At 71.4% G+C, this 24,928-nt stretch carries 21 protein-coding genes; all 21 read right to left on the bottom strand.

Annotation, left to right across the window (positions count from 1 at the left end; all coding sequences use genetic code 11):
* Positions 1-47: 47 nt before the first annotated feature.
* The gene (nuoN, locus tag ACZ6O2_RS06765) at positions 48-1,601 is read right to left on the bottom strand and encodes an NADH-quinone oxidoreductase subunit NuoN (protein ID WP_466022240.1); all 1,554 of its coding nucleotides are present in this window, start codon (positions 1,599-1,601) and stop codon (positions 48-50) included.
* Positions 1,598-3,133 (bottom strand): NADH-quinone oxidoreductase subunit M, encoded by a 1,536-nt coding sequence (locus tag ACZ6O2_RS06760; protein ID WP_350701863.1) that lies wholly within the window; start codon positions 3,131-3,133, stop codon positions 1,598-1,600. The genes nuoN and ACZ6O2_RS06760 overlap by 4 nt, the downstream gene beginning before the upstream one ends.
* Before the next feature lie 64 nt (positions 3,134-3,197).
* Positions 3,198-5,156: an NADH-quinone oxidoreductase subunit L gene (gene nuoL, locus ACZ6O2_RS06755; protein WP_350701865.1), complete on the bottom strand. Its 1,959-nt coding sequence runs from the start codon at positions 5,154-5,156 to the stop codon at positions 3,198-3,200.
* A gap of 11 nt (positions 5,157-5,167) precedes the next feature.
* Positions 5,168-5,467 (bottom strand): NADH-quinone oxidoreductase subunit NuoK, encoded by a 300-nt coding sequence (gene nuoK / locus ACZ6O2_RS06750; RefSeq protein ID WP_350701867.1) that lies wholly within the window; start codon positions 5,465-5,467, stop codon positions 5,168-5,170.
* The gene (locus ACZ6O2_RS06745) at positions 5,464-6,234 is read right to left on the bottom strand and encodes an NADH-quinone oxidoreductase subunit J (RefSeq protein ID WP_363700579.1); all 771 of its coding nucleotides are present in this window, start codon (positions 6,232-6,234) and stop codon (positions 5,464-5,466) included. Before ACZ6O2_RS06745 ends, nuoK begins: the two co-directional genes overlap by 4 nt.
* Positions 6,231-6,872, bottom strand: coding sequence for an NADH-quinone oxidoreductase subunit NuoI (gene nuoI / locus ACZ6O2_RS06740; protein WP_121397080.1), 642 nt, complete (start codon positions 6,870-6,872; stop codon positions 6,231-6,233). Before nuoI ends, ACZ6O2_RS06745 begins: the two co-directional genes overlap by 4 nt.
* 1 nt (position 6,873) lies before the next feature.
* Positions 6,874-8,229: an NADH-quinone oxidoreductase subunit NuoH gene (nuoH, locus tag ACZ6O2_RS06735; protein WP_350701871.1), complete on the bottom strand. Its 1,356-nt coding sequence runs from the start codon at positions 8,227-8,229 to the stop codon at positions 6,874-6,876.
* A complete protein-coding gene (locus ACZ6O2_RS06730) occupies positions 8,226-10,736 on the bottom strand; it encodes an NADH-quinone oxidoreductase subunit G (protein WP_350701872.1) in 2,511 nt (836 codons plus the stop codon). Before ACZ6O2_RS06730 ends, nuoH begins: the two co-directional genes overlap by 4 nt.
* Entirely contained in the window at positions 10,736-12,052 is a 1,317-nt protein-coding gene (gene nuoF, locus ACZ6O2_RS06725) for an NADH-quinone oxidoreductase subunit NuoF (protein ID WP_350701873.1), read from the bottom strand. The genes ACZ6O2_RS06730 and nuoF overlap by 1 nt, the downstream gene beginning before the upstream one ends.
* On the bottom strand, positions 12,049-13,206 hold the full coding sequence (gene nuoE / locus ACZ6O2_RS06720; protein WP_350701875.1) for an NADH-quinone oxidoreductase subunit NuoE: 1,158 nt from the start codon (positions 13,204-13,206) through the stop codon (positions 12,049-12,051). Before nuoE ends, nuoF begins: the two co-directional genes overlap by 4 nt.
* Positions 13,203-14,528, bottom strand: coding sequence for an NADH-quinone oxidoreductase subunit D (locus ACZ6O2_RS06715; RefSeq protein WP_466022239.1), 1,326 nt, complete (start codon positions 14,526-14,528; stop codon positions 13,203-13,205). The genes nuoE and ACZ6O2_RS06715 overlap by 4 nt, the downstream gene beginning before the upstream one ends.
* Positions 14,525-15,262, bottom strand: a complete 738-nt coding sequence (locus ACZ6O2_RS06710) for an NADH-quinone oxidoreductase subunit C (protein WP_350701878.1) — start codon at positions 15,260-15,262, stop codon at positions 14,525-14,527. The genes ACZ6O2_RS06715 and ACZ6O2_RS06710 overlap by 4 nt, the downstream gene beginning before the upstream one ends.
* Positions 15,259-15,933 (bottom strand): NuoB/complex I 20 kDa subunit family protein, encoded by a 675-nt coding sequence (locus ACZ6O2_RS06705; RefSeq protein WP_350701880.1) that lies wholly within the window; start codon positions 15,931-15,933, stop codon positions 15,259-15,261. Before ACZ6O2_RS06705 ends, ACZ6O2_RS06710 begins: the two co-directional genes overlap by 4 nt.
* A gap of 14 nt (positions 15,934-15,947) precedes the next feature.
* Positions 15,948-16,313, bottom strand: coding sequence for an NADH-quinone oxidoreductase subunit A (locus tag ACZ6O2_RS06700; protein ID WP_350701881.1), 366 nt, complete (start codon positions 16,311-16,313; stop codon positions 15,948-15,950).
* Between the two features lie 188 nt (positions 16,314-16,501).
* Entirely contained in the window at positions 16,502-17,779 is a 1,278-nt protein-coding gene (locus tag ACZ6O2_RS06695; RefSeq protein WP_350701882.1) for a geranylgeranyl reductase family protein, read from the bottom strand.
* Positions 17,780-17,960: 181 nt separating this feature from the next.
* Positions 17,961-18,191 carry a hypothetical protein gene (locus tag ACZ6O2_RS06690; RefSeq protein WP_350701884.1) on the bottom strand — a complete coding sequence of 77 codons (231 nt, stop codon included), beginning with the start codon at positions 18,189-18,191 and terminating at the stop codon, positions 17,961-17,963.
* Positions 18,192-18,369: 178 nt separating this feature from the next.
* Entirely contained in the window at positions 18,370-19,080 is a 711-nt protein-coding gene (locus ACZ6O2_RS06685) for a demethylmenaquinone methyltransferase (protein ID WP_350701886.1), read from the bottom strand.
* Between the two features lie 107 nt (positions 19,081-19,187).
* On the bottom strand, positions 19,188-20,429 hold the full coding sequence (locus ACZ6O2_RS06680) for a cell wall anchor protein (protein ID WP_466022238.1): 1,242 nt from the start codon (positions 20,427-20,429) through the stop codon (positions 19,188-19,190).
* Positions 20,430-20,634: 205 nt separating this feature from the next.
* A complete protein-coding gene (locus ACZ6O2_RS06675; RefSeq protein ID WP_350701889.1) occupies positions 20,635-21,861 on the bottom strand; it encodes an LPXTG cell wall anchor domain-containing protein in 1,227 nt (408 codons plus the stop codon).
* 247 nt (positions 21,862-22,108) lie between these two features.
* Positions 22,109-23,281, bottom strand: a complete 1,173-nt coding sequence (locus ACZ6O2_RS06670; protein ID WP_350701891.1) for an LPXTG cell wall anchor domain-containing protein — start codon at positions 23,279-23,281, stop codon at positions 22,109-22,111.
* Between the two features lie 340 nt (positions 23,282-23,621).
* Positions 23,622-24,812 carry a cyclic dehypoxanthinyl futalosine synthase gene (mqnC, locus tag ACZ6O2_RS06665; protein ID WP_350701893.1) on the bottom strand — a complete coding sequence of 397 codons (1,191 nt, stop codon included), beginning with the start codon at positions 24,810-24,812 and terminating at the stop codon, positions 23,622-23,624.
* Positions 24,813-24,928: the final 116 nt, after the last annotated feature.

Raw genomic sequence — 24,928 nt, 5'->3', positions numbered from 1 at the left:
GGGCCGACACGCCGTGGCGTACCGGCCCCCCCAGGCCCGAGCGTCGGTCATCTGACAAATTCGGCGGCACCGGTGGCCAGGTCGAGCAGCGGCGCCGGGGCGACGCCGAGGACCAGGGTGGCGATCACGCCGATCATCAGCGCGGCCGAGGTCAGCCCGCCCGGCACGGCGACGGTCGGCGTCGACTCGCCCGGCTCGGAGAGCCACATCATCACCACGACCCGCAGGTACGGGAAGGCCAGCACCATGCTGGTCAGCACGCCGGCGATCACCAGCCACGCCTGCCCGCCGTCGAGCGCGGGCCCGAAGACCGCGAACTTGCTCGTGAAGCCGCTGGTCAGCGGGATGCCGGCGAAGGCGAGCAGGATGAAGGTGAAGACGCCGGCGTAGAACGGCGAACGCCGCCCCAGCCCGGCCCAGCGGGACAGGTGGGTGGCCTCCCCGTCGGCGTCGCGCACCAGGGTCACCACGGCGAACGCGGCGAGCACCGAGAAGCCGTACGCGACCAGGTAGAACATCGTCCCCGAGACCCCGTCGGCGCTCGGTGCCAGCACGCCCACCAGCAGGTAGCCGGCGTTGGCGATCGAGGAGTACGCCAGCAGCCGCTTGATGTCGGTCTGGGTGACCGCCAGCACCGCGCCGACCAGCATGGTCAGCACCGCCACCGCGCCGAGGACCGGGGTGAAGTGCCACCGCGCCCCGTCGAAGGCGACGTGGAACACCCGCAGCAGGGCGCCGAACGCGGCGACCTTGGTGCAGGCGGCCATGAAGCCGGTGATGGGGGTCGGCGCGCCCTGGTAGACGTCCGGCGTCCAGACGTGGAACGGGGCGGCAGCGGCCTTGAAGAGCAGGCCGATGGCGAGCATCGCCATGCCAGCGAAGAGCAGCACCGGGCTGGCCGGGGAGTCCGCCACGGCCGCGTGGACGGTGGCGAAGTCGACGCCCGCCTGCCGGCCCGGGACGCCCGCGGTGAAGCCGTACACCAGGGCCACGCCGAACAGGAAGAAGGCCGAGGCGTACGCGCCGAGCATGAAGTACTTCAGCGCGGCCTCCTGGCTCAGCAGCCGCCGGCGGCGGGCCAGCGCGCAGAGCAGGTACAGCGGCAGCGAGAAGACCTCGAGCGCGATGAACATGGTCAGCAGGTCGTTCGCCGCCACGAAGATCAGCATGCCGCCGATCGCGAACGTGGTCAGCGGGTAGACCTCGGTGAGGCCGTTCTTGCCCTCGGCCTGCCGCCGGTCGTCGGCCGACTCGGCGGTGACCGCGGCCTGGGCGACGAACGCCCCGCCCCGCTCCACCGAGCGCTCGCCGATGAGCAGCAGCGCCATCGCGGCGAGGACCAGGATCGCGCCCTGGAGGAAGAGCGTCGGCCCGTCGACCGCGATCGCCCCGCCGATGGTGATCGACCGCTCGTCCGCCGCCAGCACCACCATCGTCAGCGCGGCGAGCACCGCCAGCAGGGCCAACGAGAGCTGCACCACGTGCCGGAGCCGGCGGGGCACGAACGCCTCGACCAGCACACCGAGCAGCGCGGCGCCCAGCATGATCAGGGTCGGCGCGAGCGCCGCGTAGTCGATCGACGGCAGTTTCAGCTCATTCACTTTGCCGCCTCCTGGACGGTGCCGCCCGAGGTCGGGGCGGGGTCGGTCCTGCCGATGTCCTGCATGGTCGCCTGCACGGCCGGGTTGATCACGTCGGTCACCGGCTTCGGGTAGAAGCCGAGCAGCACGATCAGCACGATCAGCGGGGCGACCACGAACTTCTCGCGCAGGTTGAGGTCCCGCCGCATGCCGTCGACCTCGGTCAGCGCCGGATTGAGCGTGCCCTGCGTGGTGCGCTGCACCATCCACAGCACGTACGCGGCGGCCAGGATGATGCCGAGCGTAGCGATCACCGCGACCGGCTTGTTCACCGTGAACGTGCCGATCAGCACCAGGAACTCGGAGACGAACGGCGCGGTGCCGGGCAGCGCGAGCGAGGCCAGACCGGCGAAGAAGAGCACCCCGGCCAGGAGCGGCACCAGTTTGCCGGCGCCGCCGAAGTCGCTGATCAGCGCCGAGCCGCGCCGGGCGATGAGCATGCCCACCACCAGGAAGAGCAGGCCGGTGGCGAGGCCGTGGTTGAGCATGTAGAGCACCGCGCCGGTGCCCGCCTGGGTGGTGAAGGCGAAGATGCCCACCCCGATGAAGCCGAAGTGCGCGATCGACGTGTACGACACCAGCCGCTTGAGGTCGTTCTGGCCCACCGCCAGCAGCGCGGCGTAGATGATGCCGATCAGGCCCAGCGCCAGCGCCCACGGGGCGAACCACTTGGCCGCGTCCGGGAACAGCGGCAGGCAGTAGCGCAGGATGCCGAACGTGCCGACCTTGTCGAGCACGCCGACGAGCAGCGCCGCCGCGCCGGCCGGGGCCGCGCCACCGGCGTCCGGCAGCCAGGTGTGGAACGGGAAGAACGGCGCCTTGATCGCGAACGCGAGGAAGAAGCCGAGGAACAGCCAGCGCTCCGTGCCGGTGGAGATGTCCACCTGGGACAGCGCCTGCCAGTCGAAGGTCTTCCCGCCGACCACCCAGAGGCCGATCACCGCGGCGAGCATGAACAGGCCGCCGACGAGCGAGTAGAGGAAGAACTTCACCGCCGCGTACTGCCGCTGGTGGCCGCCGTAGCTGCCGATGAGGAAGTACATCGGCACCAGCATGACCTCGAAGAACACGTAGAACAGGAAGACGTCGGCGGCGGCGAAGACGCCGATCATCGTGCACTCGAGGACGAGCAGCAGCGCGAAGTAGACCGGCACCGACCGCTTCGACGACTCGGCGTCGTGCCAGGACGCCAGGATCACCAGCGGCACCAGCACCGCGATCAGCATCAGCATGACCAGCGCGATGCCGTCGGCGGCGAAGGTGAAGCTGACGCCCCAGTTCGGGATCCACGGGTACGACTCGCGGAACTGGAAGCGGTCACCACCGACCTGGAAGGTCACCCACATGACCACCGACAGCGCCAGCACCAGCAGCGACCAGCCGAGCGCCACCTGCTTGGCCAGTTCCGGCCGGCTGCGCGGCAGGAAGGCCACCACCAGGGCACCGACCAGCGGCGCCACGGTGAGCACCGAGAGGAACGGGAAGTCGGACATTATGCGGCCTTACCTCCGTCGTCACTGCGCGGTCCGCCGACGACGGCCGCCTGGAAGAGGTCGATCACGCCAGCCACCCCGCCTCGACGGCCAGGAACGCCGCCACCACCAGCAGCGCGCCGGCCAGGATCGAGGTGGCGTACGACCGGACGAAGCCCGTCTGGAGCCGCCGGAGCCGGCCCGAGCCGCCACCGATCCCCGCCGCGAGGCCGTTGACCAGCCCGTCGACGCCCCGGTTGTCCAGGTAGACCAGCGCCCGGGTGAGGAAGATGCCCGGCTTCTCGAAGACCGCCTCGTTGAACGCGTCGGTGTAGAGGTTGCGCCGGGCGGCGGTGACCAGCACCCCGGCCGGCTGCGGCGCGGTGGCCGTGCCGCCCCGGAACAGGAACCAGGCGAGCCCGGCACCGAGCACGGTGACCAGGATCGACAGGATCGTGACCACGGCGTGCGAGAGCACCGGGTGGTGCTCGGCCTCCTGGCCGCCCAGCCCGGCGGTGGCGGTCAGCCAGTCCGGCACCGAGGTGGAGAGCAGGTAGCCGGCCCCGACGGAGCCGATCGCCAGCAGGACCAGCGGGACGGTCATCAGCTTCGGCGACTCGTGCGGGTGCTCGATGTCCTCCGTCCAGCGCTTCGGGCCGTGGAAGGTGAGCACGAAGAGCCGGGTCATGTAGAACGCGGTCAGCCCGGCGCCGAGCAGGGCCGCGCCGCCGAAGAGCCAGGCGGTCCAGTCCTCCCGCTCGAACGCGGCCACGATGATCGGCTCCTTGGAGAAGTAGCCGGACAGCGGCGGGATGCCGATGATGGCGAGCCAGCCCATCATGAACGTCAGCCAGGTGACCTTCATGTGCTTCGAGAGGCCACCGAAGCGGCGAATGTCGACCTGGTCGTTCATGCCGTGCATGACCGAGCCGGCGCCGAGGAACATGTTGGCCTTGAAGAAGCCGTGCGCCAGCAGGTGGATGATGGCCAGCGCGTACGCGCCCCCACCGAGGCCGACACCGACGAACATGTAGCCGATCTGGCTCACCGTCGACCAGGCCAGCACCCGCTTGATGTCGTCCTTGGCCGCGCCGATGACGCAGCCGATCAGCAGGGTCAGCGCGCCGACGCTCACCACCACGAGCTGGAGGGTGGAGTTGGCCGAGAAGATCGGGTTGGAGCGGGCGATCAGGTAGACGCCCGCCGTGACCATGGTGGCGGCGTGGATGAGCGCCGACACCGGGGTCGGGCCCTCCATCGCGTCCGGCAGCCACGCCTGGAGCGGGAACTGGCCGGACTTGCCGGTCGCGCCGAGCAGCAGCAGCAGGCCGAGCACCAGCACCGTGGTCGCGGTCAGCGAGCCGACGCCGTTGAAGACCTCGTCGTACTGGGTGGTGCCGAGGGTGGCGAACATGATGAAGATGCCGATCGCCAGGCCGGCGTCGCCGACCCGGTTCATCAGGAACGCCTTCTTGCCGGCCGTGGCGGCGCTCGGCCGCTCGTACCAGAAGGAGATCAGCAGGTACGACGCCAGACCGACGCCCTCCCAGCCGAAGTAGAGCATCACGTAGTTGTTGCCGAGCACCAGCAGGAGCATGGCGGCGACGAACAGGTTGAAGTACCCGAAGAACCGCCGGCGCCCCGCGTCGTGCGCCATGTACTCGACCGCGTAGAGGTGGATCAGGAAACCCACCCCGGTGATCAGCAGCACGAAGACGGCGGCCAGCGGGTCGAAGAGCAGGCCGAAGTCCACCCGCAGGTCGCCGACCGTGATGAAGTCCCACAGGCTCAGCTCGACCGACTTGTTCTCCAGGCCACGCAGCTGGAAGAAGTAGGTCAGGCCCAGCACGAACGCGGCGCCGATGGCGGCCACCCCGAGCCAGTGCCCCCAGCGGTCCGCCCGCCGGCCGAGCAGCAGCAGGATCGCCGCGCTGACCAGCGGGATCGCCACCAGCAGCCAGACGCTGCCCAGCAGCCCGTCCGCCGTCGCGTACGCGACGGTGCCCGCCGGCTCAGCCGGGGCGTTCGTCAGAATCGTTCCCACCGCAGGACCCCTCAGTACTTCAGCAGGTTGGCGTCGTCGACGCTCGCGGAGCGCCGGGTCCGGAAGATCGCCATGATGATCGCGAGCCCGACCACGACCTCGGCCGCCGCGACCACCATCACGAAGAACGCCATGATCTGGCCGTTGAGGTCACCGTTGATCCGGCTGAAGGTGACCAGCATCAGGTTGGCCGCGTTGAGCATCAGCTCGATGCACATGAACAGCACGATCGCGTTGCGCCGGATCAGCACACCGGCCGCGCCGATGGTGAACAGCACCGCGGCCAGCACCAGGTAGTAGTCGGGCGTCATTTCTCGGTCCCCTTCAGCGAGGTCTCCCGGTCGGTGAGCTCGCGCACCGGCAGGATGTCGGGGGTGCTCACCTCGGTCAGCCGGCCGTCGGGCAGGCGGGCCGGGGTGGCCACCGAGGACGAGGTCGCGTAGACGCCCGGGCCGGGCTTCGGGCCCGGGTAGTTGCCCGGGGCGAAGCGCGCCCGCATGGTCGTCGGCTGGTCCAGCTTGTCCTGCTTGCGCCGCTCGATGTGCGCCAGCACCATCGCGCCGACCGCGGCGGTGATGAGCAGCGCCGAGGTGAGCTCGAACGCGAAGACGTACTTGGTGAAGAGCAGCCGGGCGATGCCCTGCACGTTGCCCTCGGCGTTGGCCTGCTCCAGGCCGACGGCCGTGGTGCCCTCCAGCGCGCGCCAGAGGCCGCCGCCGACGAGGCCGGCGAAGCCGAGCCCGAGCACCACCGCCGCGACCCGCTGGCCGCGGAGCGTCTCGATCAGCGAGTCCGAGGCGTCCCGGCCCACCAGCATCAGCACGAACAGGAAGAGCATCATGATCGCGCCGGTGTAGACGATGATCTGCACCATGCCGATGAACGGCCCGGCCTGGAGCACGTAGAACACGCCCAGGCAGAGCATGGTCAGCACCAGCCAGAGCGCCGAGTGCACGGCGTTGCGCGCCGCGACCATCCCGATCGCGCCGATCAGCGCCAGCGGGGCCAGGATCCAGAACGTCACCTGCTCCCCGCTGGAGACCTCGCCCGCCGCGGCGAGCACCGTCTGCGTGGTCATGCTCCGTCCCCCTTGGCGGCCGCCGCCCGCTGGGCGTGCTGCTCGGCGCCGGGGAAGGTCACACCGGGGTGCTCCTCCACCTGGTACCGGCCCGGGTTGTTGGCCGAGTGCTCCGCGCCGGCCGAGGTGCCCGGGTTGGTCAGCGCCCCCACGTAGTAGTCCTTCTCGCTGTCGCCCAGCCGCATCGGGTGCGGCGGCTGCTCCATGCCCGGCAGCAGCGGCGCGAGCAACTGCTCCTTCGTGAAGATCAGATCCTGCCGGCTGTCCCGGGCCAGCTCGTACTCGTTGCTCATCGTCAGCGAGCGGGTCGGGCAGGCCTCGATGCAGAGCCCGCAGAAGATGCAGCGGGCGTAGTTGATCTGGTAGATGCTGGCGTACCGCTCACCCGGCGAGAAGCGCTGCTCGTCGGTGTTGTCGCCGCCCTCGACGTAGATCGCGTCGGCCGGGCAGGCCCAGGCGCACAGCTCGCAGCCGATGCACTTCTCCAGCCCGTCCGGGTGCCGGTTGAGGATGTGCCGCCCGTGGTAGCGCGGCGCCGACACCGGCGGCTTGAACGGGTAGTCGGTGGTGACGACCTTCTTGAACATGTGCGAGAAGGTGACACCGAAGCCCTTGAACGTTCCGGTGATCGCGCCCACGTCACACCTCCCTGGAGTCCGAGCCGGCGGCGATGTTGGCCGGCTCCCGCTCGGCGACCACGCGCCTGGTGCGCGGGCTCGGTGGTACCTGCAGGTCCATCGGGGGCAGCGGGAAGCTCCCGTGCGGCCGGTTGTCGACCTGTTCCTGGACGGTGGGCTTCGGCTGCGGCTTCCGGCTCGGCCACAGCAGCGTGGCGAGCAGCAGGATGCCGGCGGGGATGCCGACCGCGATCAGCTTGCTGCGCGAGTCCCAGTCCTCGATCGAGCGCAGGCCGGCCAGGACCAGGATCCAGGCCAGGTTGATCGGGAGCAGCACCTTCCAGCCGAAGCGCATGAACTGGTCGTAGCGCAGCCGGGGCAGCGTGCCCCGCAGCCAGACGAAGACGAAGACCAGCAGGACGACCTTGGCGAAGAACCAGAGCATCGGCCACCAGCCGGAGTTCGCGCCGGCCCAGATGGTGGTGATCGGCGCCGGGGCCCGCCAGCCGCCCAGGAAGAGCGTCGTGGTGACCGCGGACATGGTGACCATCGAGACGTACTCGCTGAGCATGAAGAGCGCGAACTTCAGCGAGCTGTATTCCGTCATGAAGCCCGCGACCAGCTCGGACTCCGCCTCGGGCAGGTCGAACGGCGCGCGGTTGGTCTCGCCGACCGTGGCGATGAAGAAGATGACGAAGCTGGGCAGCAGCAGGATCGCGTACCAGCCGGGGGCCGGGACCTCGACGCCCGCGATGCTCAGCCGGGTGCCGTCCGCCTGGGCGGCGACGATCCCGCTGGTGGACATCGTGCCGGCGGTCATGAAGACCGCCACGATGCTCAGGCCCATCGCGACCTCGTACGAGATCATCTGGGCGGTGGAGCGCAGGCCGCCGAGCAGCGGGTAGGTCGAGCCGGAGGCCCAGCCGCCGAGCACGATGCCGTAGATGCCCATCGACGAGCAGACCAACAGCACCAGCACCGCCACCGGCACGTCGGTGACCTGCAGCGGCGTCCAGTGGCCGAAGATGCTCACCATCGGACCGAACGGCACCACCGACAGCGCGGTGACCGCGCAGATCACCGAGATGGTCGGGGCGAAGAAGTAGACGACCTTGTCGGCCGCCTTCGGCAGGATGTCCTCCTTGAAGGCCATCTTCAGGCCGTCGGCGAGGGTCTGCAGCAGGCCGAACGGGCCGACCTGGTTGGGGCCGGGCCGCACGGCCATGCGACCCACGACCCGCCGCTCGAACCAGACGCCGAGCAGGGTGGCGAGCAGACCGAAGACGAAGGCGAAGACGATCTTGCCGAGGACCAGCCACCAGGGGTCCCGGCCGAAGTCGGCCAGCGTCGGATCCTGGGCCAGGTAGACCGCGTTCACTGGATTGCACCCCCTGCGTTGAGGAGCGGGCCCGGACGGCCGGCCGCGTCCGCGGCGACCTCTCCGGCCTCCGGCGCCGCCCCGGTCCGGGCGGGAGCGGAGATCCGGACGACCGCGCCGGACGTCGCGCCGAGGCTGCGCCGCACGGTCGAGCCGGGCGAGTTGGTCGGCAGCCAGACGACGCCGTCCGGCATCTCGGTGATCGCCGCCGGCAGGGTCAGCGCCCCCCGGTCGGTGCCCACCGTCACCGGGTCGCCGTCGGCGACGCCGAGCGCCTCCGCGGTGCCCTTGCCCAGCCGGACCACCGGCGGGCGGGCGGTGCCCGCGAGGTGCTCGTCGCCGTCGGTGAGGCTGCCCAGGTCGACCAGCTGGTGCCAGGTCGCCAGCACAGCCTCGCCGGCGCCCGGCTGCGGCACCGCGGCCGGCTCCACCGCCGGGGCGGCGGGCCGGTCGGTGCGGGTACGCGGCAGCGCGCCCAGCTCGCGGCGGACGCTGAGCACGTCGCCGGTGCCGAGCTGCACGTCGAGCTGCGCGGCGAGCGCGTCCAGCACCCGGCCGTCGGTCATCGCGGCGGTCCGCAGCACCGCCTCGAAGGTGCGCAGCCGGCCCTCCCAGTCCAGGAAGCTGCCGGCCTTTTCGGCCACCGGGGCCACCGGGAAGACCACGTCGGCCCGGCGGGCCACCGCGCTCATCCGCTGCTCCAGGCTGACCAGGAACGGCACCGCGTCGAGGGCCGCCTCGGCCAGCCGTGGGTCGGCCAGGTCGGCCGGGTCGACCCCGGCCACCACCAGCGCGCCGAGCTGGCCGCCGGCGGCGGCGGCGAGGATGCCGTCGGTGTCCCGGCCGGCCTGGCTCGGGATCACCCCGGCCGCGATGTCCCACGCCTCGCCCAGCTCGGCCCGGGCGGCGGGCTCGGTGACCAGGCGGCCGCCGGGAAGCATGTTGGGCAGGCAGCCCGCGTCGACCGCGCCGCGGTCACCCGCGCGCCGCGGCACCCAGGCCAGCTTCGCGCCGGTACGCCGGGCGACGTCCGCCGCCGCGGAGAGGCCGCCCGGCACGCTCGCCAGCCGCTCGCCGACGATCAGGATCGCGCCCTCGGCGCTCAGCGCCTCGGCGACCGTGGCGTGCTCGGCGAGCACGGTCGCCTCCTCGCCCGGCACCACCCGGGCCAGCTTGGCGCCGAGCTTCTCCAGGCCGCGGGTGGCGAACGGCGCGATCGCGTACACCGTCAGCTTCTTCTTGAGGTACGCCTTGCGCAGCCGCAGGAAGAGGATCGGGCACTCCTCCTCCGGCTCCAGCCCGACCAGCACCACGGCCGGCGCGTTCTCCACGTCGGCGTACGTGACGTCCGTGACCCCGGCGACCGAGCTGGCCAGGAAGTCGGTCTCCTCGCGGGAGACCGGCCGGGCCCGGAAGTCGATGTCGTTGGTGTTCAGGGCGACCCGGGCGAACTTCGCGTACGCGTAGGCGTCCTCGACGGTCAGCCGGCCGCCGGTCAGCACCGCCGTGCCCTGGCCGTCCCGCGCCGCGCGCAGCCCCTCGGCGGCGACGGCCAGCGCCTCGCTCCACGACGCCTCGCGCAGCTCGCCGGTGCGCTCGTCGCGGACCAGCGGGGTGGTGAGCCGGTCGAAGGCGCGGGTGTACTGGAAGCCCCACCGCCCCTTGTCGCAGTTCCACTCCTCGTTGACCTGCGGGTCGTCGCCGGCCAGCCGGCGCAGCACCTTGCCCCGCCGCCAGTCGGTGCGCTGGGCGCACCCGGCCGAGCAGTGCTCGCACACGCTCGGCGTGGAGACCAGGTCGAACGGGCGGGCGCGGAACCGGTACTGCGTGCCGGTCAGCGCACCGACCGGGCAGATCTGCACCGTGTTCCCGGAGAAGTACGAGTTGAACGGCACGTCACCCGCGTCGCCCTCCTCGCCGTACTCCTCGTCCCGGTAGATGTTGATCTCCTCGGCGGACGACCGGCCCATCAGGTCGATGAACTTGTCGCCGGCGATCTCCTCGGAGAACCGGGTGCAGCGCTGGCAGAGCACGCAGCGCTCGCGGTCGAGCAGCACCTGGGTGCTGATCGGCAGCGGCTTCGGGTACTCCCGCTTGTGCTCGTGGAACCGCGAGTCGGCGCGGCCGGTCGACATCGCCTGGTTCTGCAGCGGGCACTCGCCGCCCTTGTCGCACATGGGGCAGTCGAGCGGGTGGTTGAGCAGCAGCAGCTCCATGACCCCCTCCTGCGCCTTCTTGGCGACCGGGGAGGTGAGCTGCGTGCGTACCACCATGCCGTCGGCGACGGTCTGGGTGCAGGAGGCGACCGGCTTGCGCTGCCCCTCCACCTCGACCAGGCACTGTCGGCACGCGCCGGCCGGGGCCAGCAGCGGGTGGTCGCAGAACCGGGGGATCTCGGTGCCCAGCTGCTCGGCGACCCGGATCAGCAGCGCCCCCTTCGGGGCGGTGACCTCGACGCCGTCGATGGTGAGGGTGACGGTCTCGGTCTGCTTGACGACGTCAGTCATTAGTGCGCTCCCACCAGCTGCTTGTCCGACAGCTTCGGCGCGGTACGTCCCTCGATGTAGTCGAGGTAGTCCTGCTTGAAGTACTTCAGCGACGAGGTCACCGAGCTGGTCGCACCGTCACCCAGGCCGCAGAACGAGCGGCCGAGGATGTTGTCGCAGGTGTCGAGCAGGGTGTCCAGGTCCTCGTGGGTGCCCTGGCCGGCGAGGATCCGCCGGTAGACCCGGACCATCCAGTAGTTGCCCTCGCGGCACGGGGTGCACTTGCCGCACGACTCGTGGTGGTAGAACTCCAGCCACCGGTAGGTCGCGTAGACCGGGCAGTCCTGGTCGGAGAAGATCTGGGTGGCCGTGGTGCCGAGGATCGAACCGGCCGCCGCCACCCCCTCGAAGTCCAGCGGCACGTCCAGGTGCTCGGCGGTGAGCAGCGGCGTCGACGAGCCGCCCGGCGTCCAGAACCTCAGGTTGTGGCCGGGCTGCATGCCGCCGGCCAGCTCGATCAGCTCCCGCAGGGTGACGCCCATGGTGCACTCGAACTGGCCGGGGTTGGCGACCCGGCCGGAGAGCGAGTAGATCATCGGACCGGAGGACTTCTCCGTGCCCATGGTCTTCCACCAGTCCGCGCCGCCCAGCACGATGTACGGCACGCTCGCGATGGTGCCGACGTTGTTGACGACGGTCGGGCTCGCGTACAGGCCGTGGGTCGCCGGGAACGGCGGGCGCAGCCGGGGCTGGCCCCGGAAGCCCTCCAGCGAGTCCAGCAGCGCGGTCTCCTCGCCGCAGATGTACGCCCCGGCGCCCGAGTGCACCACCAGGTCCAGGTCGAAGCCGCTGCCCTGGATGTTCCGGCCGAGGTAGCCCCGGGCGTACGCCTCCTGCACGGCGTTGCGCAGCCGGCGCGCGGCGTGCACCGCCTCGCCCCGGATGTAGATGTAGGCGCGGTTGGCCCGGATCGCGTACGACGCGATGATCACGCCCTCGACGAGCGAGTGCGGGTCGTGCGTCATCAGCGGCAGGTCCTTGCAGGTGCCCGGCTCGCCCTCGTCGGCGTTGACCACGAGGTAGTGCGGCTTGCCGTCCCCCTGCGGGATGAACCCCCACTTGAGACCGGTCGGGAAGCCGGCGCCGCCGCGACCGCGCAGCCCGGAGTCCTTGACCAGCTGGATGAGGTCGTCCGGGTGGGCCTTGAGCGCCTTGCGCAGGGCCGCGTAGCCGTCGAGCTTCTCGTAGGTGCCGATCCGCCACGCGTCCGGCGACAGCCAGCGCTTGGTGAGCACCGGCGTCAGCTTGGCCAGGGTCTCCGGCCGGGGAGTGGTCACTTCTGGACCCCCGTCTCGCTCGCGCGGGCGGAGCCCGCGCCACCGGCGCCGGCCCCCGCCTCGGCTTCCTTGAGGTTGCGCTCCTGCGCCCCGGCCTCGTCGCCGGCGGGCTTGCCGTCGCCGGCCGGCGCGTTGGCCGCTGCTCCGGCGGCCTCCGCCGCCTGGGCGTCGCGGGGCGCCGGCGGCACGCTGTCGGCGGGGACCTTCGTGCCGGGGGCGTCCGGCACGGCCGTCCGCGCGTCCGGCTGGCGGGTCTCGGCGGCCCGCACCTCGGGCGACTTGTCGTCCGGCGCCTTCACGTCCCGGGTGGTGCTGCCGGCTGCCTCGGCCGCCGGGGCCGGCTCGCCGGCGCCCGCGTTGCCCGCCCTGCCGGCGGGCCCGGCGCCGTTGCCACTCGCGGCCGGGGCGGGAGCCGGCTTCGCGGCGGCCTCGCTCCTGGCCTTCGCCTCGGCGGCGGCCTTGTCGGCCTCGGCCTTGCTGCGGATCGGGGTGTTCGGGTCGAAGCCCGGCACCGAGATGCCGTGCTGCTGCGCCAGCCGCAGCCCGCGCAGGGTGGGCTCTCCCGGCCCGCCGTCGGCCACCGCGCCCTCGCGCTCGTCGGCGAAGCCGGCGAGCTGCACCGCCATCTCCTTGAGCGTGCAGAGCCGGGCGCCCCGGGTCGGCATCGGCCGGCCCCCGGCGCGCAGCTCGTCGACCACGCCGAGCGCGGTCTGCGGGTCCACTCCGTCGAAGAAGTCGTAGTTGACGGTCATCACCGGCCCGTAGTCGCAGGCCGCCAGGCACTCGGCGTGCTCCAGGGTGATCTTCCCGTCGGTGGTGGTCTCGTCGTGCCCCACGCCGAGGTGCTCGGCGAGGGTGTCGTAGACCTCCTGGCCGCCGAGCACGTTGCACATCGTGTTGGTGCACACGCTCACCAGGTAGTCACCGGTCGGCCGGCGCTTGTACATGGTGTAGAAGGTGGCCACCGCGCCGACCTGGGCCTTGTTCAGGCCCAGCACCTCGGCGCAGAACTCCACGCCGGCCGGCGAGACGTAACCCTCCTCGGCCTGCACCAGGTGCAGCAGCGGCAGCAGCGCCGACCGGGACCGGTCGGCCGGGTACCGGGCGATGATCTCCCGGGCCCGTTCGCGGGTCTCTTCGGTGAAAGCACTCATCGGTCACAACCACCCATCACGGGGTCCAGCGAGGCGCCGCCGGCGATCACGTCGGCGATCAGGCCGCCCTCGGCCATCGCCGGGAGGGCCTGGAGGTTGACGAAGCTCGGTTCGCGGTAGTGCACCCGGTACGGCCGGGTGCCACCGTCGGAGACGGCGTGCACGCCCAACTCGCCGCGCGGCGACTCGATGCCGACGTAGACCTGGCCCGGCGGCACCCGGAAACCCTCGGTGACGAGCTTGAAGTGGTGGATCAGCGACTCCATCGACTGACCCATGATCTTCGCGACGTGCTCCAGCGAGTTGCCCATGCCGTCGACGCCGATGGCGAGCTGTGCCGGCCAGGCGATCTTCTTGTCGGCCACCATCACCGGGCCCGGCCTGAGCCGGTCCAGCGCCTGCTCGACGAGCTTGAGCGACTCCCGGATCTCGGCGAGCCGGACCAGGTAGCGGCCCCACACGTCGCCGTCGGTGTGCGTCGGCACGTCGAACTCGTACGTCTCGTAGCCGCAGTACGGCATCGTCTTGCGCAGGTCCCAGGCGAGGCCGGCGGAGCGCAGCACCGGGCCGGTCACGCCGAGCGCGAGGCAGCCGGTCACGTCGAGCACCGCGACGTTCTTCGTCCGCTCGAGCCAGATCGGCTGCCCGGAGAGCAGGTCCTCGTACTCCTTGAGCCGCTTCGGCAGCAGCTTCAGGAACTCGCGGATCTTCACGACCGCCTCGTCCGGCACGTCCTGGGCCACGCCGCCCGGCCGGACGTACGCGTGGTTCATCCGCAGCCCGGTGACGATCTCGAAGATCTCCAGGATGTACTCACGCTCGCGGAAGCCGTAGAGCATCATGTTGATCGCGCCCAGCTCCATGGCGGTGGTGGCCAGCCAGACCAGGTGCGAGGAGATCCGGTTCAGCTCCATCATCAGCACGCGGATCGTGGTCGCCCGCTCGGTGACCTGCTCCTCGATCCCGAGCAGCTTCTCCACCGCCAGCGCGTACGCCGTCTCGTTGAACAGCGGGGAGAGGTAGTCCATCCGGGTCACGAAGGTGCTGCCCTGGACCCAGTTGCGGTATTCGAGGTTCTTCTCGATGCCGGTGTGCAGGTAGCCGACGACCGAGCGGGCCTCGCGGACCGTCTCGCCCTCCAGCTCCAGGATCAGCCGGAGCACGCCGTGCGTCGACGGGTGCTGCGGGCCCATGTTGACGACGATCCGCTCGTCGTTGATGGGGTCGGTGCCCGACACGACGCTGTCCCAGTCGCCACCGGTGACGGTGAAGACCTTGCCCTCGGTGGTGTCGCGCTCGGTGGCGTAGTTCGACGTGGTCACTGGTACGACCTCCGCTGGTCCGGCGGTGGAATTTCAGCGCCCTTGTACTCGACGGGCACACCGCCGAGCGGGTAGTCCTTGCGCTGCGGGAAGCCCTCCCAGTCGTCCGGCATGAGGATCCGGGTCAGGCTGGGGTGGCCGTCGAAGACGACGCCGAACATGTCGTACGTCTCGCGCTCCTGCCAGTCCGCCGTCGGGTAGACCGAGGTGACGCTCGGCAGGTGCGGGTCCTCGGCGGAGACCGCGGCCTCCAGCCGCACGCGGCGGCGGTAGGTCATCGAGGTGAGCTGGTAGACGACGTGCAGCCGGCGGGAGTCGGCGCCCAGGTAGTCCACACCGGAGACCGAGGAGCACAGCTCGAAGCGGAGCGCGAGGTCGTCCCGCATCACCTGGCAGACCTCGGCGATCCGCTCGGGGCGTACGTGCAGGGTCAGCTCGCCCCGGTCGACCACGACCTTCTCGATGGCGTCGCCGAAGGCCGGGTACGCCTCCTCCAGCGCGTCGCGGACCTCGTCGAAGTAGCTCCCGTACGGCCGGGGGGCGTCCTCGATGGTCCGGCGCTGCCGGACCAGGCCGCCGAAGCCGGAGACGTCGCCGGAGCCCTGGTTGCCGAACATGCCCCGGCCCGCCGGGCTGGCCGGCGGGTGCTCGGCCGGGGCCCCGCTGGTGGCGCCGGCCGGCGTCACCGGCACCGGCACGCCGCCGTCGTTCGCCTTGTGGTTAGGTGCGGTCACTTGACGCCCCCGTGCTGCAGGTGGTTCTGGGCCTTCATCCAGTTCTCGATCCGCAGCTGCTCCTCGCGGCCCTCGCGGACCGCCTTGGTCCACTCGGCCCGCCGGGCCTTGTCGCTGCGGTACGACGACGGCATCGAGCCGTACGGGACGACCGGGACGTCACCGCGCTCCTTGCGCGCCTCGAGCATCTTGCGGCCGTTCGGGCCGAGCGGCTCGTGCATGATCTTCTCGCGCAGCTTGAGGACCGCGTCGATGAGCATCTCGGGCCGGGGCGGGCAGCCGGGGAGGTACATGTCCACCGGGACGACGTGGTCGACGCCCTGCACGATGGCGTAGTTGTTGAACATGCCGCCGCTGCTGGCGCAGACGCCCATCGAGATGACCCAGCGGGGCTCCGCCATCTGGTCGTAGATCTGGCGCAGCACCGGGGCCATCTTCTGGCTCACCCGGCCGGCCACGATCATCAGGTCGGCCTGACGGGGCGAGGCCCGGAAGACCTCCATGCCCCAGCGACCCATGTCGTAGTGCGGGCCACCGGCGGCCATCATCTCGATCGCGCAGCAGGCCAGGCCGAAGGTGGCGCCCCAGACCGACGACTTCCGCGACCAGTTGACCAGCTTCTCCACCGAGGTGAGCAGGACACCGGCGGGGAGCTTCTCCTCGATACCCATCTGAGGTTCCTCCCTCAGTCCCAGTCCAGGCCGCCACGCCGCCACACGTAGGCGTACGCGACGAAGACCGCGACGATGAACAGGACCATCTCCACGAAGCCGAAGATCGGCAGGGCGTCGAACGAGACCGCCCAGGGGAAGAGGAAGATGATCTCGATGTCGAAGACGATGAAGAGCATCGCCGTCAGATAGAACTTGATCGGGAACCGGCCGCCGCCGACCGGCTGCGGGCTGGGCTCGATGCCGCACTCGTACGCCTCGAGCTTGGCCTTGTTGTAACGCCGGGGACCGGCGAAGCGGGCGGCGCCCACGGAGAACAGCGCGAACCCCGCGGCGAGGGCGAACAGCCCGATGATCGGTGCGTAAGGCGAGAGCGACATCGTTTTCTCCTGCTCGTCCTTCCCTGCCCCTGGTCCTTGACGAAAATCACACTATTCACGTCCCCCGCGACGGCTGTCGCCGGGGGGTCGATCTCTGTCCGCGCCGCGGTCGTCGCCGGCCGCGGGCCCGGCCTCACACGAGCCCGCCTTCGTTTGCGACTGCAGGGCTCGCAAGCTCACTCCTCGCGCTACACGGCTGGTGCCACCTTCGTCATCGCGTTGATGACCCGGTCCATCGCGTCCCCGCCACGGGGGTCGGTCAGGTTGGCCAGCAGCTTGAGCACGAAGCGCATCAACATCGGGTGCGGCATGCCGTGCTTCGTGGCCATCCGCATGATCTCGGGACGGCCGATGAGCTTCACGAAGACACCGCCGAGCCGGTAGTAGCCGCCGAAGCGTGCCTTCAGCTCCGCCGGGTAGGCCGTCAGGGCGCGCTCGCGCTCGGCGCCGGCCGGGCGCGCGAGGGCCTGCACGGCGATCTCCGCGGCCATCTCACCGGACTCCATCGCGTACGCGATGCCCTCGCCGTTGAACGGGTTGACCATGCCGCCGGAGTCGCCGACCAGCATCACGCCGCGGGTGTAGTGCGGCACCCGGTTGAAGCCCATGGGCAGCGCGGCGCCAAGGATCGGCCCCTCCGCGTTGGCCTCGTCGGTCATGCCCCAGTCCGCCGGGGTGTTGGCCAGCCAGTCGGTGAGCAGCCGGCGGTAGTTCGTCTTGCCGAACGCGGAGGAGGAGTTGAGCACGCCGAGGCCGACGTTGACCCGGCCGTCGCCGAGCCCGAAGATCCAGCCGTACCCGGGCAGCAGGTTGTCGCCACTGTCCTTGCTGCGCAGTTCCAGCCAGGACTCCAGGTAGTTGTCGTCGTGCTTGGCGGGCGAGCGGTAGTAGCGCCGGACGGCGACCCCGATCGGCCGGTCCTCCCGCTTGGCCAGCCCGAGGGCGAGCGGGAAGCGGCCGGAGACCCCGTCGGCCGCGACCACCAGCGGGGCGTGGAAGGTGGCGGGCTCCTTCTCCGGGCCGACCTCCGCCTCGACGCCGACGACCCGGCCGTCCGGGTCGAGCACCGGGCCGGTGACGTTCACGCTGGTGCGCAGCTTGGCGCCGGCGGCGACGGCCCGCTGGGCGAGCAGGTCGTCGAAGTCCAGCCGGGTGCGCACCAGGCCGTAGTTGGGGAAGCTCGCCAGGTCGGGCCAGTCCAGCTCCAGCCGGACGCCGCCGCCGATCACCCGCAGGCCCTTGTTCTGCAGCCAGCCCGCCTCGGGCGAGGTGTCCACGCCCATCCGGATCAGCTGCCGCACGGCACGCGGGGTCAACCCGTCGCCGCAGACCTTCTCCCGGGGGAACTCCGTCTTCTCCAGCAGCAGCACCCGTACGCCGTGCCGAGCCAGGTGGTACGCGGTAGCCGACCCACCGGGACCGGCGCCCACGACGATCACGTCGGCGTCATGCTCCACCGCGGTCATCTCGCGCCTCCTCCCGCATGCTCGTGAAATCCTTCACAAGCCAGACGGGGGGAGTCTATGACCGGCGTCATAACCACGCCTGATCAGGGGTACCTAACTTGCCGGAAACCCACCCGTCGGGGTCGGGACCGGGCGTCGGTCGGGGTCGGGACCGGATGCCGGCGGGGGTCGGCGCCGGGCGTCAGTGCCGGGCCGGAGCGGCCGCGCCCAGGCCGGCGTCGAGCCGGATCGTCTCGGGCAGGTGCTCGCGCAGCGCGCCGCCGGCGGCGCGGTCCAGCGCGGCCAGCACCTCGGCCACCACCTGCCGGACGTCGGCGGGATCCGCGCCGGCCAGCTCCCTGAGCTGCGCGATGAGTTCTGCGGCGTCGTCGTCGGTGGCCTCCACACCGGCCGGCTGCTCTGGTCCCGTCATGGGGGCGAGCTTAACGGCGCAAAGTGGACTAAAAACGGATATTCACGAAACAGCCGCTTTCTCAGCGGGTGCGGCGCGCCGACCGGCCTCCCGTCGGCACCGGCCGCCGCCCGGAAGCGGGCCGTCCGGCGCGGCGCCGCCGCTCATGACGCGGGAGCCGGCCGGCGCCGTGCCCCGCCTAGTCGCGGACCGCCCGGTGCAGCGCCGCCAGGCCGCCGGTCAGGTTCCGCCAGGCCACCGAGCCCCAGCCCGCCGCCTGGATCCGCTGCGCCAGCGCGGCCTGGTCCGGCCACGCCCGGATCGACTCGATCAGGTAGACGTACGCGTCGGGGTTGCTGGAGACCACCCGCGCCGCCGCCGGCAGCCACCGCATGAGGTACGACAGGTAGGCGGTGCGGAAGACGGCGTTGGTGGGGTGGCTCAACTCACAGATCACGAGCCGGCCACCGGGCCGGGTGACCCGGGCGAACTCCCGCAGCGCGGCCTCGGTGTCGACGACGTTGCGCAGCGCGAACGAGATGGTCACCGCGTCGAAGACGCCGTCGGCGAAGGGCAGCCGCAGCGCGTCGCCGGCCAGCAGCGGCACCGCCGGACGGGTGCGCTTGCCGGCGTGCAGCATGCCCAGCGACAGGTCGGCGCCGACCGCGTACGCCCCGGAACGGGCCAGTTCCTCGGTGGAGACACCGGTGCCCGCGCCCACGTCGAGCACCCGCTCGCCCGGGCGCAACCCGAGCGCCTCCCGGGTGGCCCGGCGCCACGCCCGGTCCCGGCCGGCCGTCATCACCGTGTTGGTCAGGTCGTAACGAGCCGCCACGCCGTCGAACATCGCGGCGACCTCGTGCGGCTGCTTGTCCAGGCCGGCGCGCTGGCCCGGCGGGGTACGGCTCACCCCTCCACTCTGCCAGCCCGGCTCCGGCCGACGCCCGGCGGGTCGGCCGACCGGCGGGTACGCGACAGGGGCGGGGGGCCGCCCACCCCGCCCCTGCGCGGCGTACGTCAGTCGGTGGACTTCTCGTCGCCGGGGTTGACCAGGACGACGTCGCGCCGCCGGGAGATCAGCAGCAGCGCGCCGCCGGCCAGCAGCACGGCGGCGCCGATGCCGCCGATCAGGCCGGCCTGCACGCCGGTCACCGGCAGCCCGCCGCCGTCACCGTCGCCGCCACCCGTGCCGCCGCCCGGGGTCGTGGTCGGGGTCGGGGTCGGCTCGCCGCTCGGGGTCGGCGTCGGGGTCGGGTTCGGCGTCGGCTGCGCCGACAGGTCCACGAACGCCTCGAAGGTCGCGTGGTTGTCCATCGGCTCGGCCTCGGTAAAGGTCTTCCGCTGCTCCGGGCTGGCGACCTGCGCCTCCGCCTCCGGCTCGCCCTCGACTGCCTCCAGCCCGTACGCGAAGAGGTCGCCCTCCCGGAGCACCGGCTCGGTGACGTCGTCGCCGACCTTCACCGTTACGTCGGCGGTGTAGTACTGCCCCCGGCGGATGGTCGCACCGGCGTCCTCGCACAGCGCCCGCGCCCTGCCGAGGTACTCGTCCTCGACGCAGCTCTCCGGCAGCGTCACGAAGCTCACACCCGACGGGAGCATGAGGCCGTAGAAGAGACCGGTCGCGGGCCGGCTGCCGTCGTTGTAGACCGCCCAGTCCAGCGGAACCGTCTCGCCCCGGCGTACGGGCTTCAGGTCGGGCTCGTCGGCCACCGCCCCGTTGACCACGACGTTGGCCTGGACGTCCTGCACCCAGGCGGTGAGGTCGTAGCCCGGCTTCGTCACGGTCACCGGCACTTCGATGTCCTTGTTGTTCTCCAGGTCCGGGTCGCCGGTGGCCGAGCTGACCGTCACCTTCAGCACGCCGCCGTCGCCCCTGCCGCCGGTGCTGAACAACGGGATGCCGAAGTCCTCGCTGGTGCCGCCCCGCAGGTCGCCGAGGAGGCAGGTGAAGGTCTTGCCGGTCACCTCGCAGCCGTCCGGCACGACGTAGCCGACCCGCTTGGCCTTGAGGCCGCTGGGGTCGACTTCCACCGTGACGGCCTTGGCGTCGACGCCGTCGGTGAGGTTCTGGACGGTGAACTTGAACGGCTTGGCCTTCGCGGCCTTGACGCCCTTGGCCAACTGGTAGCTGGTCGGCGTCAGGGCGAGGTCAGCCTGGTCGGCGGCGTACGCCGGAACGGCGACGGTGGTCAGGCCGCCCGCCGCGAGGAGCGCCACGGCGCCGGCGCGGGCCAGGGCCGAGCGGTGGAACAGGGTCATCGGTCCCCCGGGGGTTAGGGAAGAAACGGATGGTTGCGGAACCGAGCGGACCGTATCGAAGCATGACGTGGTGCGCCAGCAGGGCGGATCATCTTTCATCCGTCCGTCCGGTTCGGTCGAACGGACGGACGGGGCGGGACGGTCACCCGTCCCGCCCCGTCTCCAGGGTCGTGCGTCCGGCCGGTGCGGGCCGACGGACCGGCCGTCAGGCCGTCGGCTTCTCGTCGCCCGGGGTCACCAGAACGACCCGACGCCGCCGCGCCACCAGGAACATCGCCGCGCCGGCGACCAGCACCGCGCCGCCGACACCGACGATGAGGCCGGTCTGCGCGCCGGTCACCGGCAGCGGACCCTCGTCGTCGCCGCCACCCTCGCCGCCACCGGTTCCGGCGGCGGTCACCACGACGGCGAAGTCGTCACGGTTGTCGGTCGGGTCGACGTCTCCGGCCTGCGCGGCGCGGGAGCCGGCCGGCCGGTGCAGGAACGACGGCAGGGCCGAGCGCTTGCGGGCCAGGTTCGCCTCGGTCGCCGGAAGCTCACCGCGCGCGCTGACCGTGACCTCGCCGCCGGCCAGGCTGGCCGGTGCCTCGACGCCGGCGGCGACCTTCACCGGGAAGGCGCCGAAGACGCCCTCGCGCGGGGCCAGCTGGAGCAGCCCGGCCCGGCAGTCGGCGGACCGCAGGTCGGCGGCGTACTCGCACTCCTTGAGCTGGATGCTGTCGTCGAAGGTCACGCCCTTGGGCAGGGCGATCTTGAGGTCGAGGCCGTCGGCGATCCGGTCGCCCTGGTTCTCGACGAACGCGAGGACCGTGGTCGCGTCGCCGGGGTTCAGCGGCCCGGTCGGCGGGTCCTCCTTCAGCACGTCGTCGAAGGCGATCTGCTCCTTGACGTCGGGCACCACGACGCCGAGGTCGACGCCGCTCTCCTTGCTGATCTCGATCTGTGCGGTCGCGGAGTTGTTGTCGGGGTTGGTGTCGTCCGGCGATTCGACGGTCAGCGTGACCGGGGCGGAGTACGGCTCGTCCACGTCGGGGACCCGCTTGATCATGACGATCGGCAGTTCGACGGTCTCCCCGGGCCCGGGAATCTGCTCCTCGGGCACGACGCAGGTCCACAGCACCGGCTTCTCCGAGCCCTCGCCGGAACAGCCCTCGGCGGCCGGGAAGAAGGCCACCTCGCCGTAGTGGTCCACCTTGGAGGTGTCGGCCTTGACGACGAGCGAGGACGGCGTGCCGGGGCCGTTGTTCGTGACCTTGGCGTACGCCGTCTTGATCCGGGTCCCCTCGGCCACCTTGGTGCCGACGACGGCGGTGACGGAGAGGTCGGCGGCGCTGCCGGCGGCGTGGGCCGGCGTGCCGATGGCGGTGAACGCGCCGGAGGCGAGCAGCGCGGCGGCGCCGAGCCGCGCCAGCGGTCGGTTGGGCAGTTTCATCTCAAGTCCCCCGTGAGGTGTGGCTGCTGGGCCGGACCGCACACTAGCGGGGCGGTGATGCCGTGCGCCGGCCCGGACGCGCCCCAGCCCCGCGCGAAAGCCGAGCGTCCCTCCAGGAGTGCCCGGTCGGCGGACCCTGCCCGCGCCCGGCGCGCGGAACGGACAGTGGGGGCGGGATGGTCACCCATCCCGCCCCCACTGCCGTGCGTTATGTGAACGACCCTCGCGGGTCGATGGAGGACGACCGTCAGGCCGTCGGCTTCTCGTCGCCCGGGGTCACCAGGACGACCCGACGCCGCCGCGCGATCACGAACATCGCCGCGCCCGCGACCAGCACCGCGCCACCGATCCCGCCGATCAGGCCGGTCTGCGGACCGGTCAGCGGCAGACCCGGCTCCTCGCCGCCGCCGCCCGCGCCGCCCTTGGCGGTCACGACGACAGCGTACGCGTCGGTGTTGTCGGTGGCGTCGACCTCGGTGGCCGCCACCTCTTCGGCGTTGGCCGGGAGCGCGCTCTTGCCCGCGGCGCGGACGGTGGTCGCCTGGCTGCCGAGCGCCTCGACGGTGACCTGACCACCGGTCAGGCTGCCGGCCTTGACGTCCTTGCCGACCGAGAGCAGGTGGTAGAACCGGCCGCCCGAGATCAGGTCGTCGCCGTCCTTGTCCTGCGAGACCGGGATCAGGTCGGCGTCGCGGTAGGTGCAGACGAGCGAGGTCTTGCCGGAGTTGTACTCGCAGCCGTCCTCGGCCTCGGCGAAGGTCACGCCCTTGGGCAGCTTGACGCTGATCTTCAGCCCGGCGGCGGTGGCGTCGCCCTGGTTGAAGGCGGAGTAGATGAGCTGGGCGGTGTCGCCGGCGCGCAGGTCGCCGCCAACCTTGATCTTGTCGCCCTCGACCGTGACGGCCTTGGTCACGTCGCCCGCCACCACGGTCAGGTCCGGGCCGGTGCCCTCGACCTTGACCTTGACGGTCACCTCGTTGTTGGACTCGTCGGGGTCGGTGCCCTCGTGCAGGATGATGGCGCTGATCTGGCCGGCGTCACCCGTCGCCTCGCCCTTGCGGGTCAGCGGGAAGCCCCAGTCGATGTCGCGGCCGGCGGGCAGGACGCCGCCCTCGATGCCGCACAGGATCAGGCCGTCCTCGCGGGGGCTGCAGCCGCTCTCGTCGATGTCGACCTTGGTGGTGTCCAGCTTGCTGATGTCGAGGCCGACCAGGACGGCCGTCGCGTCCACCTTGCTCTTGTTGAGCAGGGAGACGGTCGAAATCTTGCCGGGCGCGCCGACCGCGATGGTCGTGCCGGTGGCCTCGATGGCCAGGTCGGCCGAGGTGTCGGCCAGGGCCGGGGCGGCGAAGAGGCCCGCGGCCAGGATCCCGGCGGCGCCGGCGCCGGCGACGGCCAGCGCGCGGTTACGGAAGATCATTGGAAAGTTCCCCCCGTGGGGTGCAGGAACGGTACGGCCGGGGACGTTAGCGGTCCGCGATCACCCTTGCCACCCCGCCGTCGGCCGCGTTGAACAGTGCGGCTAAGAATCGCTTAAGGATTGCCCGGATTGATATGTCTTGCTGCTTCCCGGGCACCGGTCGGCGGGCCGGAACGGCAATCGAATCGATATCAACGGCTGCCGACCACTCACCTGATCGGCTGGCCGGCGACACCGCCGCCGGTCACGCTCGGTCAACTCCGTGTTCACCGACCGGTCGACGAACGGCAGACACCCCACCGTCCGTCGACGGTGGGGTGTCGGGTGGTGCGGCGGTGACTCAGCGGGCGTCGACCAGCGGCAGGGCCTTCCCGGCGCCGCCGCCCGGCAGCGCGATCGAGGAGAAGTGCGACACGACCCGCTCGTCGGTCGGGTCGTCGGCCGGGGTCCGGTGCACGGCCAAGCGGTTGTAGAGGGTGTCCCGCTGGGCGGGGATCCGGTCCGCCGAGCGGATCATGCCGATCAGCTCGTGCAGGTTGGAGCGGTGCCGCGCGCCGGCGGAGGAGATGACGTTCTCCTCCAGCATGATCGAGCCGAGGTCGTCCACGCCCATGTGCAGGGCGAGCTGCCCGACGTCCTTGCCGGTGGTGAGCCAGGACGCCTGCAGGTGCGGCACCGTCTCGAAGAAGAGCCGGGCCACCGCGACCAGCCGCAGGTATTCCAGCGTGGTGGCCTGGGTGCGGCCCTTGAGGTGGTTGTTCTCCGGCTGGTACGTCCACGGGATGAACGCCCGGAAGCCCCGGGTGCGGTCCTGCACGTCGCGGATCATCCGCAGGTGCTCGATCCGCTCGGCGGCGGTCTCGCCGGTGCCCATCATCATCGTGGCGGTCGACTCGACGCCCTGGCGGTGCGCCAGCTCCATGACCTCCAGCCAGCGCTCGCCCGACTCCTTCAGCGGCGCGATCGCCGTGCGGGGACGCGCGGGCAGCATCTCCGCACCGGCACCGGCGATCGAGTCCAGCCCGGCCGCCTTGATCCGCGCGATGGCCTCGTCCAGGCTGACGCCGGAGACCTTGGCCATGTGCAGGATCTCGCTCGGGCCGATGGAGTGGATGGCGAGCTGCGGGTACGCCTTCTTGACCGAGGAGAACAGCTCCTCGTAGTACTCCACGCCGTAGTCCGGGTGGTGCCCGCCCTGGAGCATGACCTGGGTCGCGCCCAGCTCGACCGCCTCGCCGCAGCGGCGCAGGATCTCCTCGGTCGGGTGGGTCCAGCCCTCCTTGTGCTTGGGGGCCCGGAAGAACGCGCAGAACTTGCACGCCGTCACGCAGACGTTGGTGTAGTTGATGTTGCGGTCGATCAGGTACGTGACGATGTTGTCCGGATAGCGCCGCCGGCGTACGGCGTCGGCCGCCTCGCCCAGCGCGTGGAAGGGCGCCTCGGTGTAGAGCAGCAGGGCCTCCTCGGGCGTGATCCGCCCGCCGTCCGCGCCGCGCTGCAGGATGTCGTCGATCTCCCGGCTCACCGTCACGCCTCCGAGCCTACGTCGCTCCGCACGGCTCCGGTCGGCGGCATCCGACCGTGTGACCAACGCCGAAGAGAGGACGCGAGGGGTGGCCGCACACACCCGAATGCCTGAATGATTAC

The sequence above is a fragment of the Micromonospora sp. NPDC048040 genome (assembly GCF_055587185.1).
The sequence above is the reverse complement of the archived record's forward strand: the minus strand, read 5'-3'. Positions and strand labels throughout refer to the sequence as shown.

Bases quoted from the DNA above. Each gene is read 5' to 3' on its own strand.
- ACZ6O2_RS06760 (WP_350701863.1), bottom strand. From the start codon at position 3,133: ATGTCCGACTTCCCGTTCCTCTCGGTGCTCACCGTGGCGCCGCTGGTC.
- nuoK (WP_350701867.1), bottom strand. From the start codon at position 5,467: ATGACGCCCGACTACTACCTGGTGCTGGCCGCGGTGCTGTTCACCATC.
- ACZ6O2_RS06745 (WP_363700579.1), bottom strand. From the start codon at position 6,234: ATGACCACGCAGACGGTGCTCGCCGCGGCGGGCGAGGTCTCCAGCGGG.
- ACZ6O2_RS06730 (WP_350701872.1), bottom strand. From the start codon at position 10,736: ATGACTGACGTCGTCAAGCAGACCGAGACCGTCACCCTCACCATCGAC.
- nuoE (WP_350701875.1), bottom strand. From the start codon at position 13,206: ATGAGTGCTTTCACCGAAGAGACCCGCGAACGGGCCCGGGAGATCATC.
- ACZ6O2_RS06705 (WP_350701880.1), bottom strand. From the start codon at position 15,933: ATGGGTATCGAGGAGAAGCTCCCCGCCGGTGTCCTGCTCACCTCGGTG.
- ACZ6O2_RS06700 (WP_350701881.1), bottom strand. From the start codon at position 16,313: ATGTCGCTCTCGCCTTACGCACCGATCATCGGGCTGTTCGCCCTCGCC.
- ACZ6O2_RS06695 (WP_350701882.1), bottom strand. From the start codon at position 17,779: ATGACCGCGGTGGAGCATGACGCCGACGTGATCGTCGTGGGCGCCGGT.
- ACZ6O2_RS06690 (WP_350701884.1), bottom strand. From the start codon at position 18,191: ATGACGGGACCAGAGCAGCCGGCCGGTGTGGAGGCCACCGACGACGAC.
- ACZ6O2_RS06680 (WP_466022238.1), bottom strand. From the start codon at position 20,429: ATGACCCTGTTCCACCGCTCGGCCCTGGCCCGCGCCGGCGCCGTGGCG.
- ACZ6O2_RS06675 (WP_350701889.1), bottom strand. From the start codon at position 21,861: ATGAAACTGCCCAACCGACCGCTGGCGCGGCTCGGCGCCGCCGCGCTG.
- ACZ6O2_RS06670 (WP_350701891.1), bottom strand. From the start codon at position 23,281: ATGATCTTCCGTAACCGCGCGCTGGCCGTCGCCGGCGCCGGCGCCGCC.